Raw genomic sequence first — 14,182 nt, 5'->3', positions numbered from 1 at the left:
CCTAAAACCTTATGGTACCTGTTTTTATTTTTATATTACTAAGAAAGCATATATCACCTTATATGAGCTTCAACAAATCTTGCGTAGAGGGTCATTGTTTGTAAAAAATTAGATGAAATTCTTTTATTCACAATTTCTTAGTATATAATAGATGACATCATTACTTATTTTTTTACAAACAGGAGATAAAATCATGTCGGAAAAACAAAATGAATTCAATTCAAAAAGTAATTTTTCTAAAAAGAAGTTACTTGCTACATTAGGAACTTCTATATTGTCCGTTTCTTCAGCTTGTGTAGGATTATCTTTGTACGTAGGATTAAATCTTACCCGCAGAAAAAGAAGACCGATAGAGGACAATCCAGAAAATCATAATTTGATATATAAAGATGTCGAATTTAAAAGTCTCGATGGAGAAACAAATATAAAAGGTTGGCTACTTCCAACAAAAGAAGAACCAAAACTAAATATCATTATGGCGCATGGATATGGTGGAAACCGTCATAATGCGGGATTTATACATTTAAGCAAAAGATTAGTTCCACTTGGATATCAGACACTAATGTTTGATTTTCGAAATTCTGGTGAATCTGAAGGCACAGTTACAACTATTGGAGCAAGAGAGAAATATGACTTACTTGGAGCTATTGAATGGATAAAAAAACAAAATGATAAACCTATTGTTCTACATGGTGTTTCAATGGGGGCAGCTACTTCTATTTTAGCAGCCGGTATGTCACAAGATGTTGCTGGAGTTATAGCAGATAGCCCATATAGCGATTTGAAAGATTACTTAAAAGAAAACTTACCTGTATGGACCAAGCTTCCATCGTTTCCTTTTACACCTCTTATTATGAATACCATCCCTAAAATTGCGAATATAGATGTAAAAGAGGCGAGCCCTATTCAATCTTTGGAGGCTATTTATCCAAGACCAGTTTTATTTATTCATGGTAACGGTGATACGAAAATCCCTTATACAGAAAGTGAAAAAATGGCGGCACTTCATCCAGATGCATTCGAAATTTGGATTCCAGAAGGGACGGACCATGTAAAAGGATTCTTAGATTACCCAAAAGAATACGTAAAACGCATAACAAAATTCTTAATGAAGTTTGAGGAAAATAAATAGGTTTAAACATTATCAAAACTCGTCTATCTTTATAGGATAAACGAGTTTTTTAATAACCGTATGACATCTATTATATTCTATAAAAAATAAAAAAGACTAATTTCAGAAATTAGTCTTAAGCGATGTTTATATTGTGTGTTTTTATTATGTAAGAGTTTATGCGACAAATAAGTCTTGCCCCTTAAACCATTCGAATTGTTCTTTTATTACTATCATTTTTTTTGCATCAATAATCATAGGAACTACGTCATCACCTTTATAGAAGAACATTTTTCCTGCTTTTTGAACCGGTAGTTTATAAAAGGCTCTTAATGCTCTATAAAATACAGGCTCAATTAATGCGATACAATAATCTACTTGATGTTCTTCGGCAGCCATTACGATTGTCGTTAGAATTTCATCAAGAATTCCTTCTCCTCTTTCTTCCTTAAGAATACTTAACTTATCAACTTCCATAAGTTTTGAACCTTTAGGTACAAAATTAAGAAAATTAAATTCGTCCATAATTTCATTCGGATTTAATTTTAATTCTAAACTACCAGCATCTACACCAAGTTCATTAGTGAAAAGATATTGTAGAACTCCTTCTCCGTTTGAAAATTCTAATTCGTATCCTTCTTCAACCCAGCTCTTTCCCCAAACTCGATTAAATCTTTTTGTTAATTCTTCATTTGTTACTTTTAAAACTGATGAGAATTTTTTTGTTAGGTTCACATTTTTTGACATTGATATTTCCCCCTAATTTTTATCCGTTATTTTTAAGCATTATATCACGATTTTAAGATATCACCAGTTTTATTTGGAAAAAACCTTTTTTATAGTACAATGTACAAAATTCTTATAGAAGGAGGTGTTTTTTTTGGATGCTCAAACTAAACTGGATATACGTCATGGAAGAAATAAACTCGTGTTAAATGTAACTATATTTTCCGCGATTCTTTCTATTGTTATGAATATTCTCAGTGGTGCACCTGTTGATTTTATTTTAATAATTGCTGGGATGGCGGCATTAATTTTCCTATGTTTGTCTGTTTTGATTCGGAAAAAAGTATTTGTAAATGGTGTGAGTTGGACATTAATTATTTTTTTATCTGTTTTAACTTTTTTAATGGTTCAGCATGACCAAACGTTACTTTCTTATTTAATGGTTTTTTATAATATAGTGGCTATTTCTTTGTATCAAGATTACCGTACCACCATATTCACAGGGGTTACACAAATGATACTTACTGCAATTTTTTATCATTTATACCGTGACACAGTTTTCCCTTTATACAGCCAAGAAGATATGGTTTCGTTTTATATGTACATCATTTTAATTACAGGACTTCTAACATTCCAAAGTAAATTTTCAACGAAATTACAGTTGGAATCTTATAATAAAGAACAAGCAATTCGAAAAGAAAAGGAACAAACAGATAATATTATTGAAAGAGTGCAATCCGCTACTGAAAAATTAAATGAGTTCGGAGTTTTATTGGAGAGTAATATTGAGAAAACAATCGAAATTTCAGAGGATGTTTCACAAGCCTTTCAAAAATTCACAAAAAATATGGACCAACAGTTTGCAAGTATCAATGATATTCAAACATCTATCAAATTAAGCGATGAAAATATAGAACATGTATCTTCTACTACAAATCAGATAAAAACATTGTCTGTAGAAAATGTGGAGTATACAAAGTTAGGAAATAAAGAAATGAAAGAATTAATTCATAATATGGAAAACGTGAATGTTATTATTGATTCAACAGCTCAAACTATGTATGAATTGAATGAAAAGAACCAAAAAATTGGCGAAGTAATACAAGTTATTAATAAAATTTCAGAACAAACAAACCTTTTAGCCTTAAATGCGCGAATTGAAGCAGCGAGGGCAGGGGAACATGGTGCTGGATTCTCTGTTGTAGCGAACGAAGTTTTAAAATTAGCAGAGGACTCTCAAAAATATACATTTGATATTACATCTATTCTTACAGATATCAATGAAAATACGAAAAAGGCTGTTTCTCAAGTTGAATCAGGAAAAGAAACGGTTCATATCAGTAAAAACAAAACCGTTGAAATGTTGAATGTGTTAAATGATATCATTACGAATGCTGAAAACGTAGTAACGAAGGTAAACGAAAGTAATGATATGGTAGAAAATTCAAAGGGTCATTCGAAAAATATTGTGGAAGAAGTAGGCTCAGTATCTCAATTAACTAGAAATAATGAATCTTCTTTATCAGAAGTATTATCGAATGTGAGAAAGCAACAGGAGAAGTTTACAGAAGTAGTTTCTAGTTTCAAAGAGTTAGAGCATAACTTAGAAGAATTAAATAGAATCACTTCAATAAGAGAGTAATGAGTTTTAACAAAAAAACTTTATTAACTGTTCTTTTTGGATATACCTGTATTTTTAAAAGAAACTAAAATAGCAGAGCAATTCTCTTATGAATTGTCTCTGCTATTTTTTTGCTTTTTTAAGGCTCATTAAAAATAGGACTTAAATTCAAACACTCAATTAGTTGGAAAAGTAAGGATTTAAGTGGATTAGCACTTCTTCTATATTATCATGCTTGTTCATGAGCTCCTGCTTGATTTCCCTAGAAAGGTCATGTCCTTCTTTTATTGTTTTTTCATGGTCAATTGAAATTCTTAAATCGACTAAAACATAATGACCATGTTCCCTTGCTCTAAGTCGGTCTATTCTTTTAACAGCTGGAAATGAAGAAACAATTGCTTTATATTCATTTAAAATTTCTATATCAATATTTCGTTCCAACAAAATATCGAATGCTTCGTTCAACATTTTTCTCGATATATTAAAAATTAAATAAGCAACCACAATACTAGCGATTTTATCTCCATAAAGTAAAATGGAAATATTAAATTTGTCTCCAATAATAGATAAAATAACCCCTAAAGCAGCTGCGATTGAAGCGACAATATCTGCTTTATGGTCAAAAGCAATCGCTTCAATAGCCTTACTATTTTGCTCTTGAGAAATTTTATAAGAATACCTATAAAGGATTTCTTTGGCTCCATAAGAGATAAGAGCAACCCACATTGCAAGAATATTTGGTGTGGAAATTGGATGTAAAAAGCCCAGTATTGCTTCATATACAACATAAAAAGATACAATGAACAAAATCATTCCTACAATTCCCGATACAATGACCTCGGCTTTCCCATGTCCATAGGGATGCTCTTTATCTGCGGGTTTATTTGATATTTTAATTACTAAAAGTACAATAATGGATGCGAAAACATCTGCTGCTGAATGGATTCCATCTGCGAATACTGCATCACTATTTCCATACGAGCCAACAATTAACTTTCCTATGGTCAGAACAATATTACTAATAACACTTATAATCGCCACTTTTTTTGCTAAAGACTCTCTTGTATCCAATTTAATCCTCCTCTAAAAAACGCTTTTGTATCTTATCAGAGAAAGGGTGGGTGTGTCTAGAGAAACATTATTGTAAAAAAACTATTATTTTAATCTCATTAAACAGTTTGAATTTACTCAAAAAAAGTTGTGCATAGGAAACCTTAATCAGTTAATTCCATATATGAAATCAACTGATTTTATATCTGCATTCTCCTTTGTTTTTACTTTTTCATTTCATTCTTATAAAGTTATAAAGAAAAGAAGTTCTTTTTTACCAAAAAATTCTTCTAAAATGTTTTAATAACATAAAAGACATTCTATAATTTATAAAAAATGAAAGCAGGATTTTAAATGAAAAGACCATGTAATGATGATGTGACACAAATATTAGATTGGTTGTATTTAGGTGGCGTAAAGAACACAAGAAAAACTCTGCCCAAAGTAGATATTTGGTATGACTTCAAATGTGACACCAGGGAGCCGAAGAACTTAAATATTCCAGAAAACTTAATCGTTCATCATATACCATTTGATGATGGAGATTTAGAAGCAGCTTTACTTATTTGGAGTCGATGTTTTGAAGAGATATTAGAATATAAAAAGGCTGGAAAAACAGTATTCATTTCTTGCTATGAGGGAGTTTCAAGGTCAGCCGTTTTAACGCTGTGGCTTTGTTGTGAGCATTTTAATAGCTTTGAAGAAGCAATCATGCACTTGAAAAAACATAGAAACATCTATCCGGATAAAAAATTTGTTCCGTTCATTGAAAAATTAAAAGAACAATATAAATAGGTTTTGGTTGGTCCTCATTAGAGGACTTTTAAAATTCAGAAATAGTTAATTTGTTTATGTATGCATTCCTGCGTTGTTTTCTAGATACATATTAATAATTAATGAACATTCCTCAAAGGAACGATATCTTTTTTGAAATCAATACAAATAGGAGGGGATATGTATGAAGAAAAAAACCTTTTTACTAGCGGCTGTATGTACCAGTCTTTTATTTGGCTGTGATAACAAAGAAATTTATAAAGAATTAAATAAAGAAAAAGAGTTGCAAACGGATAAAAAACAAATAAACTCAACATCTAATTCAAAAGAAATAAACGCATGTATTCCTGCACTAATTTATAGATGCCTAGATGCATATAATAAACATTCTTAAAAGGAACGATAACTTTTTTAGAAATTAATCAAAATAGGAGGGGATAGCTATGAAGAAAAAAACTATTTTACTAGCTGCTGTATGTACCAGTCTTTTATTTGGATGTGATAATAAAGAGATTCATAAAGAATCAAATAAAGAAACAGAATCGCAGACGGATAAAAAACAGAACAACTCAGCATCTAATTCAAAAAAAATAAAAACAAGTGGCAAAACTCGCTTCGAATCACTAATTCATGATAAAGAAGGACAAGAGTATAAATTATCTATTATTGCAGTAAAAGAGAACAAACAAATTGAAACAGAAAACTTAGCAGGAGCAACTCAAGGTGATGCTATATACAGCGGAGATTATAAGGTTGTTTTATCTAAAAACGGAAAAACAAAGCAAGAAGTGAAAGTAAATAATCTTACTTTTAACGCAAATTCTTCTCATATTGAATTAGTAAAAGGAAAAGTAGAGTTATTATTAATCACACAAACAGAGAGTACAAATAATAATTGGGGATACGCATTCATAGTTAAAGGCGATTCATTAGTTCAAGTTAAAAATGGTAAAGATAAATCGGATTCATTTATGTATTCTGAAGCTGCATTTAAAGAAGTAGAACCATACCATTATGAATCAGCCTTTTACAATAACATGGAAGGTAAATGGGTATTTACTATTTATAAATTAAATGAGGAGAATGCTACGTTAACTCCATCGAACGTAGAAGTTTATGAATTTGAAGAAGGCTCAAAGTATTACAATACATATTTTGGAGAGAACAAAAATTAAAAAGAAGTAATAGAAAAAAACATCATAATCGGTCAATACAATACTAAAAGCGTGGTTAAAATAACCACGCTTTTAGTATTGTATTTAGCAGCAAAAACTAACTTTGTTTTGAATGAAGTTTTTTCTTCTTCCAAGGTTTTAAAAATGAAATTATAAAAACGAAAATTGTAACAAAAACTTGAAAATAGACTGCATATTGTCTTATCTCGTGATTTTGAATAAAGATTGGATTACTTAATGCTAATTCTTTTTGAGTTTCCAATAATTCCATATTAGCTACCATTAACTTGTCCACAACAAAAATTCCAACGATTGTTTGAATAATATAAAGAACAAATTTTACACCAACCCATCTATGCTTAAAAAACCCCCAGTTGGTAAAAAATCCATATGTGAAACCTACTAATAAAGTTCCAATTGCGCCCCATTTGATAACATTATCACTAATTACGATAATGTTTTTATAACCCAGATAGGACTCATCATATTTTGTGAAATCAATATGGAGATTTAAAGCCGAAGAACTTAAAATCCCTCCGAAAAATAATATCACAAGAAAAACGTGGATAATCTTCAGCCACTTCATACCTTTTGGTCCAATTTTTTTCATTATCCTAACCCCCAAGTTGTTCTATTGTTTTTGTTTGAATAAAATATGTATACACCTTTTTAAATACTTTACTCCATCAAAAAAAGCGCAATACTGTTTATTGCACTGTTCATTATAATAGAGGGACGATAATCTTTTAATGAGCCACAGTCTTAATTCTCTCTACATCTTTGGTCTTATTTTAAAAAACTCCATTTTTCATGTGAAATTCAAAAGGTTGCTCACAATAAATTGGAGCAACCCGTACCTGGGGGGGTAGAGAAAAATCTGTTGAAATACATACAAATTTTTGAATAGCATATTTCCTTAATGCCCATGTAATTTATCATTTTAATAATCGTAAGTCAATTTTTTGTGTAATTTTTATAAAGTTTTTTTGAAAATATTCGTTTAAGGTTAAGAATATCCGCTAGTATCATTATTTTATTCATAATGATGCGGTTGTATATTTTTTAAAGTGAAAAGGAAAACACTATTTTTCTTTAAATAAAAGGTAGAACTACGTGACTAATGTTAAAAATTAGTCAATTTAAAATTAGGAGTGAAATATTTTGTCTGTTTTTAAACTATTTCTAAAAGAATGGCGTTCTATTTTTAAAAACAAAATGACGCTCCTATCAGTAATTGGACTTTTCTTTATTCCTATTTTGTATTGTGGAGTATTCTTATGGGGATTTTGGGACCCGTATGGAAAAGTAGATAAATTACCTGTAGCAGTCGTCAATTCTGATATAGAAGCCAAAATAGATGACAAGACCATAAACGTAGGTAAAGAGTTTGTAGATGACCTAAAGGACAACGACAAATTCGATTGGCATTTCATTAATAAAAAAGAGGCAGACGAAGGGTTAAAAAAACATAAGTATTACATGATTATTGAAGTTCCAAAAAACTTCTCTAAAAAGGTAGCAACCCTTAATGATAAAAAACCTCAGCGTCCGGAATTAAAATATGTCCAAGATGAATCTTTTAATTTCGTGGCTGCTCAAATCGGCAAAAAAGCTATTGAAGAAATAAAGAATGAAGTTTCTATTAGCATATCTAGACAGTATGCGGATGTAATATTCGATAAAATAAAAGAAGCTTCAGATGGGTTCCAAGAGGCTGCCGATGGTTCAAAAGAAATAACAGACGGAATGTCAAAAGTAAATGATGGAACCGATGAGTTATTAGGGAAATTAAAAGACAAAACATCGGATGTCAATTCCTTAGCAAAAGGTTCAAATGATTTGAAAGATGGTACTTTAGAACTTAAAAAAGGGACCAAGCAAACATTAGAAGCTTTTAAACCATTAAAAGAAGGTTCAAAAGCCGTAGAATCAGGAATAAATCAATTAAGTCAAGGAACACAAGCATTATCGAAGGGTATGAATGACTGGGGAGACGGAGCAACAGCAACTTTAAACGGTTCTAAACAGTTAACTGATGGATTAAAACAATATCTAGCAAAACACCCTGAACTTCAAACGGATGCTGAATTCTTAACTCTAGTAGGCACAAGCCAAGCAGTTACAGGTGGCATAGAAAAATTAGAAGGTTCTTCGAAAAAAATTCAAGCCGGAGTTAACTCTGTTTCAGAAAATATGAATGCTTTATCAAAAGGACAAACAAAAATTACAGATGGTATTTCTAAATTAGAATCTGCACAAAATAAGATTCATAACGGAAGTGTTGATTTATCTAATGGTACAGAAAAACTAGCTGAAGGTAATAAATCCTTATACGAAGGATGGTTAGATATAATCAGTGGTGTGAAAAAACTTAAAGACGGAGAAGTAGAAGTATTAGATGGTAATAAAGAATTAACAACCAACTTGAAAAAGGCAGCTGATGAGTCTAAGGAATTCAAACCTACAGATAAAACATTAGATATGTTCTCAGACCCTGTTGTATTAGATAAGCAATCTGTACATGAAGTTTCAAATTATGGTACAGGATTAGCACCATATATGATTTCTATTAGTTTATTCATTGGAGCTTTAATGCTAACAATTGTGTTGGATATCCAAAAGACTCCGGCGATACCTAGAACAGGATTTGGTTTGTTCTTTAGTAAACTAGTAACATTAACAATAGTTGGTGTTATGCAATCACTAATCGTGGATGCGGTTCTTATTCATGTAGTTGGTCTAAAGGTCAACCATTTAAGTAATTTCATTGCATTAACTATACTAACTAGTATTACATTCCTTGCACTGATTCAAATGCTAGTGAAACCACTAGGGAATGTTGGAAGATTCGTGGCTGTTATTATATTAATTTGCCAAATTACTTCTACTGGCGGTACTTTCCCAGTCGAATTAATACCGAGTCAATTACAAGCAATACATAACTGGTTGCCAATGACATATTCGGTACAAGGATTCAGAGCAGCTATTTCTTCAAATGAAACTTCAACACTGATAAGTAGTATGAATCATCTACTAATGTTCTTTGGAGCATTTGCACTTGTTACTTGGACATATGCATTTATCAGAGTTCGTATTTTAAAGAAAACGGTAGAGTAATATATAAATTTAGAAAGCAGTTCGGATTAGAGTCAAAAACACTCTAAACGAGCTGCTTTTTTTGTGAAATAGGATGTTTTTCTTAATAAAAACCAATTTTTAAACTCAAAATGTTATGATAACAAGGAACTTAAAAAACAATGCGATTTCGTGCATAATCTCCGAGGTAAAGGAAGGTTTTTTCAATGAGCAGAAGTCATAAGAGAAAATATAGAGAAGCAAGAACGAATTTCAAGAGAGATTTACTAAAGGTAGTTGAAAACAACAGAGCATTTGCGATGTTGATTATACAAACTCATAGAGCAAATCAACATAGAAGGCATATTACAAAGATATGGGAGCTATTAGGTTTCAATCATCCAGAGGCTTATAAAGATTATTGCAAACAAATAGGAGGGCAACACCTTTGTGGAAGTGAAGATATATGGAAGTCTATATATTTTGCTGACAAAGAAATACACGATAAATATAGACTATCTATTCCAGAAATGTATGCTATGGGTGATGCATTAGGAATTGCTTATAGAGTTTTAAAAAATTAATTTACCTTCATGGAATGCGATTTTAAATTCTACATCAATGTAGAATTATAAATACAAAGAAAAACTTTTTGATAAGGAGGGAATCCAATGAATATCCCAGATATATTAAAAGAATTAAAAGATATACTTCCACCTGAAAATTTTAAAGTGCAGCCACAAGAGGCTATTAAGGTCGTGAGAGAATTTGAAACCAAATACGGAATCAATACAGAAACATTTCTTCTTTGTAAAGATGGTGTGAGCGAAGATGATTGTGACTCTTGGCTATCGGCATATCAAACTATGCTTTTGTTTGGCGGAGAAGTTTAGGGATTTAAAATGTATTTTAAATAAAAGCAAAACAAAGTGAAAAACCACAAGGAATATATATTCTTTGTGGTTTTATTATTATTTCGTTTTTGTTGTATTCCACTATGATAACAAGGAATTAAATATAACAAGTAAATACAAAAGCAGGAGGAACGTTCCAATATACTTTGTTTATTTCAATGTTTTCAAAGAAAGAACGTAAATACTTTTGTTTCAAACGCGTATATTGAAAGGTGATAAACTTCCCATCTTTCCCTAGCATTTCTCGTGATACCTTTAAAATTTTATTAGATACGTTTTGCGGCAAACTAGCAAATGGTAATCCAGAAACAATATAATCTACTTTTTCAATCCCATGTTTCTGAATATGTTTGTCTGTATATTCAGCAGAGTCATGAATCACATATACATTTTCTATGTCTCCATACTTTTTTTGCAGCATTAGGTAAAATTGCTCGTTATTTTCAATGATGAACAATTTTGTATCGGCTTGTTTATGTTGAATGAGTTCTTCTGTAAACACACCTGTTCCTGGTCCGTATTCGATAATACATTTTGCTTCTTCAAAATTAATAGGAGCTACCATTTGTTTTGCAAGGTGCTTAGAACTTGAGGCAATGGCTCCTACTTTTCTAGGGTGTTTGATATATTCACTGATAAAATGCAATGCATTCATGTTAGTTTCCTCTTTCTTATTTCTGAAATATATTATGTATTATACTAAATTAACATTAAAATAAGGTGAGAATTCAAAAAAATTAGTTAAAAAATATGAATTAAGATATAATTTAAAAAGAAGTTAAACAAATAAGCATTCAACAAGGAGGAGCAAACATTGGATTTAATAATTAACGATGAAGAAATATTTAATGCCATTTTTGACGATTCAAATCATGATTCTTTATTCAAATTGAATATTATTTTAGACATTTCTCAACCAATAATCTTAGAATTAAATAATAATAATGAGAAATATTTAATTTATGTGCTGCGTGATTACTCAAAAGTGAACGACGATAGAATAATAGCAGTTCAAGAATTATTATTTAGCAAAGCAAATGATGATATTGTTTCAAAGTTAATCAAAAGTGAAATTTCAATATACGATGCATTCTTAACTTCTCATGAAATATGGAGAGTTGGTAGAGTAGGGGGTAAAATATTCCCTAGAAAGATATTAGAAAATATTCGTGCCATTGAAGATAGATTTCCAATACAAGATTTAAAACTGAAAGATATACCAAACAGAGCCTTCTAATCACGAAGGCTCTTTATATTTTTCGAAAAAACACTTCACTTACGTAGATAATCATAAGAAATCCAGATTTTAAAAATATATGTAGTTAAATTGAAGGTTTCGAAATTACAAATATAATTACAAAGGAAGGAGGTGGATGAATTGACTAATAATCCAGATGATTTTCTTCGAGAACATGCTGCGTATATAGAAGAAAACAAAAAAAGTAATAAAAAGATTTCGTATACATACGATTTTAATTGGTTTGGCTTTACCTATAATGGTGTGAAATCAGATTTTGGTTTCGATGCAACGATTAAATTTAACACATTTGATTTCGAACCTGACCGCATAGGTGGCGTTACTCAATATCTTTCAGCAAAAATTGACTTGCAAGAGGAAAAACTAATTGTTGAGATTGAAAATAATTCACTATTTGAGACGATTGAGGTTACTAGTTTTTTTATTGATGATACAAATAGTAAATTCTTCAAAATATTAAATGTTGAAGAGGGAGAAACTCTCATTAAAGAATATTGCAGACAAGCTAAAGCCAACAAAATACCTTATATTGAGCTGACTGGTTCACCAATAGCATTTTCATATGAAGATTAATTATGAAATCAGTGTGCGAATTAAATTTTTAGTTGATAATAGATTAATCTCACTTTTATTAAAATCTTAAATTTGTTTTAGTAAATACAGGGGGGAAGGATGGGGAGATATGGTTTTTCTGTTTTAAGGCTAGATAAAGAAGAGAAAAGTAGATTAAAAGTGGAGACATTTTGTTTCAATCGTAATATTGCTGTTGAAAATTCTTTTAGAAATCCAGAAAAATAAACATGAAATCTATGAAACTATAATGTATAATGCAAAAGTAGACAAATAAAAGGAGGAACATTATGAAAAAAACATCAAATTCCATTGTTTCAAACACAAAGGAAAAACGAAAAAACAAATTGTCAAAATTGAAAGTATCTGCAACTGTTTTTGCTCTTTTATGTAGTAGTATGTTTTTGGTAAACGACAAGCACATTGTGGCAGAAGAACCGAATTATCAAGGAGCATCATTTGAAACAGGTGCATACCAACATGATGCTCCTGCACCGTATGGATTTAACTATTCACAAAACTCGCAATATGCTTCAACGAATACCAACAAAGTAAATTGGAGGTACACCGTTCAATCTGATGGAACCAATGGGAATCAACAATTTTGGGGAAAGCCTGCGATTGATAAAGATGGCATTGTGTATATGAATAATCAAAATGGAAACATGTATGCCTTTAACCGAGATGGCACGGTAAAGTGGAAGTTACCTGTTAGCTTAAATAATAAAAAAACAAATATTATCAGTAGTGATGGAACTATCTATAATTCGTCTGGGAAGCTTTATGCCATCAACCCTGATGGTACGGAAAAATGGGTCGCAAAACCTACTTCTTCTGACTCTAATCAACATAAATTTAGCGAACCAGCAATTGATAAAGATGGCACAATTTATATGTTGAATGATACACAATACGATGAAAAATTATATGCTTTTAACCCTGATGGCACATTGAAATTCAAAGGTACAACAGACCTATCCACATTCGGAACAACAATACCACATGAAAACGGCATGTTAATTGGAAAAAATGGATACCTGTATGTATTGATGACAAGAGCTTCTTTAAAATATGTAATAGCTTTGGATAAAAATGGGAATAAAGTGTGGAGTAAAGAGTTTAGTGGAGACAAATTTTACTATGCAATGGACCATAAAGGAGATTTAATCGTTACCCTACAGAGTAGTCGAAGTAAAGTTTATAAACTAAATGGAGCAACAGGAGATATTTTAGTTGAAAAAACCTATGATACACGTAATGGTAATGCGCCAATCGTAGATTATGCAACAGGAGATTTTTATACAACTTTGAATAATCAGCTTACAAAGTTTGATAATAATTTGAATGAGTTATGGAAAAAAACAATATATTCCGCTCCTACAGAGGTTGCAATTGATAAAAATAGAGATATTATATTTAGTGATAATGACGGTGTTTATAAATTAAACAAAGATGGAGAACAAATTTGGAAATTAGATTATAAAACGATTTCGGATGGCACATTAGGATTAGGACATTATAATCCTGCCATTGATAAAGAGGGGAAAATCTATTTATCATATTACAATTTTGATAATAAGGGCAACCCACTTGATAATTTAATCAGCATCGGGGACCCTATTGAACAACCAATCGACTTCTGCACCTACTACGGGTCACTTGAAAAGAAACTAAATGACAAAACGCTAACAAAAGAAGAACAAACGAAAGCAATCGAGCAAACAGAGAAATTATTGGAACGATTGAAAAGTTATTCAGCAGAATAAATAGAAAAACACCAACTTCTTGTTGGTGCTTTTTTATATGTATCGGTGTCATTCGGAAGAAAATAAATCTATGAATCTCACAAATTACAACCGAAGAATTTAGTGAATAATACGAAGAAAGATTACAGTTAAGAAAAGACCA

16 protein-coding genes are annotated in these 14,182 nt (G+C 30.9%); 12 read left to right on the top strand and 4 right to left on the bottom strand.

Annotated features, from left to right (window positions below; translation table 11 throughout):
• Positions 1 to 193 precede the first annotated feature (193 nt).
• Positions 194 to 1,132 carry an alpha/beta hydrolase gene (locus PDL00_RS05490; RefSeq protein ID WP_270727274.1) on the top strand — a complete coding sequence of 313 codons (939 nt, stop codon included), beginning with the start codon at positions 194 to 196 and terminating at the stop codon, positions 1,130 to 1,132.
• Positions 1,133 to 1,288: 156 nt separating this feature from the next.
• Here PDL00_RS05490 and PDL00_RS05485 read toward each other — a convergent pair whose 3' ends face one another.
• Positions 1,289 to 1,858, bottom strand: a complete 570-nt coding sequence (locus PDL00_RS05485) for a hypothetical protein (protein ID WP_270727272.1) — start codon at positions 1,856 to 1,858, stop codon at positions 1,289 to 1,291.
• A 223-nt stretch (positions 1,859 to 2,081) separates the two neighbouring features.
• On the opposite strand from PDL00_RS05485, the gene PDL00_RS05480 reads away from it, so the two are divergent.
• The gene (locus PDL00_RS05480; RefSeq protein WP_442868315.1) at positions 2,082 to 3,479 is read left to right on the top strand and encodes a methyl-accepting chemotaxis protein; all 1,398 of its coding nucleotides are present in this window, start codon (positions 2,082 to 2,084) and stop codon (positions 3,477 to 3,479) included.
• 159 nt (positions 3,480 to 3,638) lie between these two features.
• On the opposite strand, the gene PDL00_RS05475 is transcribed toward PDL00_RS05480, so the two are convergent.
• Positions 3,639 to 4,529, bottom strand: a complete 891-nt coding sequence (locus tag PDL00_RS05475) for a cation diffusion facilitator family transporter (RefSeq protein ID WP_270727267.1) — start codon at positions 4,527 to 4,529, stop codon at positions 3,639 to 3,641.
• A gap of 333 nt (positions 4,530 to 4,862) precedes the next feature.
• Between PDL00_RS05475 and PDL00_RS05470 the strand changes: the two genes are divergently transcribed.
• The 3 genes from PDL00_RS05470 to PDL00_RS05460 all read left to right on the top strand — a co-directional run bounded on the left by PDL00_RS05470 (position 4,863) and on the right by PDL00_RS05460 (position 6,457).
• Positions 4,863 to 5,303 (top strand): dual specificity protein phosphatase family protein, encoded by a 441-nt coding sequence (locus tag PDL00_RS05470; RefSeq protein WP_270727264.1) that lies wholly within the window; start codon positions 4,863 to 4,865, stop codon positions 5,301 to 5,303.
• Positions 5,304 to 5,466: 163 nt separating this feature from the next.
• Complete coding sequence (locus PDL00_RS05465; RefSeq protein WP_270727261.1) at positions 5,467 to 5,676, top strand: hypothetical protein; 210 nt, start codon at positions 5,467 to 5,469, stop codon at positions 5,674 to 5,676.
• A 49-nt stretch (positions 5,677 to 5,725) separates the two neighbouring features.
• Positions 5,726 to 6,457, top strand: a complete 732-nt coding sequence (locus tag PDL00_RS05460; protein WP_270727259.1) for a hypothetical protein — start codon at positions 5,726 to 5,728, stop codon at positions 6,455 to 6,457.
• A 97-nt stretch (positions 6,458 to 6,554) separates the two neighbouring features.
• On the opposite strand, the gene PDL00_RS05455 is transcribed toward PDL00_RS05460, so the two are convergent.
• On the bottom strand, positions 6,555 to 7,067 hold the full coding sequence (locus PDL00_RS05455) for a DUF2269 family protein (protein ID WP_270727256.1): 513 nt from the start codon (positions 7,065 to 7,067) through the stop codon (positions 6,555 to 6,557).
• 551 nt (positions 7,068 to 7,618) lie between these two features.
• Here PDL00_RS05455 and PDL00_RS05450 point away from each other — a divergent pair.
• The 3 genes from PDL00_RS05450 (at position 7,619) to PDL00_RS05440 (ending at position 10,425) form a co-directional block, all read left to right on the top strand.
• The gene (locus PDL00_RS05450; protein ID WP_270727254.1) at positions 7,619 to 9,574 is read left to right on the top strand and encodes a YhgE/Pip domain-containing protein; all 1,956 of its coding nucleotides are present in this window, start codon (positions 7,619 to 7,621) and stop codon (positions 9,572 to 9,574) included.
• Positions 9,575 to 9,759: 185 nt separating this feature from the next.
• Complete coding sequence (locus tag PDL00_RS05445; RefSeq protein ID WP_270727251.1) at positions 9,760 to 10,116, top strand: hypothetical protein; 357 nt, start codon at positions 9,760 to 9,762, stop codon at positions 10,114 to 10,116.
• An 87-nt stretch (positions 10,117 to 10,203) separates the two neighbouring features.
• A complete protein-coding gene (locus tag PDL00_RS05440; RefSeq protein ID WP_270727249.1) occupies positions 10,204 to 10,425 on the top strand; it encodes a hypothetical protein in 222 nt (73 codons plus the stop codon).
• 118 nt (positions 10,426 to 10,543) lie between these two features.
• On the opposite strand, the gene PDL00_RS05435 is transcribed toward PDL00_RS05440, so the two are convergent.
• Entirely contained in the window at positions 10,544 to 11,101 is a 558-nt protein-coding gene (locus PDL00_RS05435) for a class I SAM-dependent methyltransferase (RefSeq protein WP_270727247.1), read from the bottom strand.
• A gap of 159 nt (positions 11,102 to 11,260) precedes the next feature.
• Between PDL00_RS05435 and PDL00_RS05430 the strand changes: the two genes are divergently transcribed.
• The 4 genes from PDL00_RS05430 (at position 11,261) to PDL00_RS05415 (ending at position 14,040) form a co-directional block, all read left to right on the top strand.
• A complete protein-coding gene (locus PDL00_RS05430; RefSeq protein ID WP_270727245.1) occupies positions 11,261 to 11,683 on the top strand; it encodes a hypothetical protein in 423 nt (140 codons plus the stop codon).
• 141 nt (positions 11,684 to 11,824) lie between these two features.
• Positions 11,825 to 12,277: a hypothetical protein gene (locus PDL00_RS05425; RefSeq protein WP_270727242.1), complete on the top strand. Its 453-nt coding sequence runs from the start codon at positions 11,825 to 11,827 to the stop codon at positions 12,275 to 12,277.
• Positions 12,278 to 12,376: 99 nt separating this feature from the next.
• On the top strand, positions 12,377 to 12,502 hold the full coding sequence (locus tag PDL00_RS05420) for a hypothetical protein (RefSeq protein WP_270727240.1): 126 nt from the start codon (positions 12,377 to 12,379) through the stop codon (positions 12,500 to 12,502).
• A 62-nt stretch (positions 12,503 to 12,564) separates the two neighbouring features.
• Positions 12,565 to 14,040, top strand: coding sequence for a PQQ-binding-like beta-propeller repeat protein (locus tag PDL00_RS05415; RefSeq protein WP_270727238.1), 1,476 nt, complete (start codon positions 12,565 to 12,567; stop codon positions 14,038 to 14,040).
• The last annotated feature ends 142 nt before the right edge of the window (positions 14,041 to 14,182 follow it).

The organism is Bacillus cereus group sp. TH152-1LC (genome assembly GCF_027710505.1).
Taxonomy (GTDB): domain Bacteria; phylum Bacillota; class Bacilli; order Bacillales; family Bacillaceae_G; genus Bacillus_A; species Bacillus_A mobilis.
The sequence above is the reverse complement of the archived record's forward strand: the minus strand, read 5'-3'. Positions and strand labels throughout refer to the sequence as shown.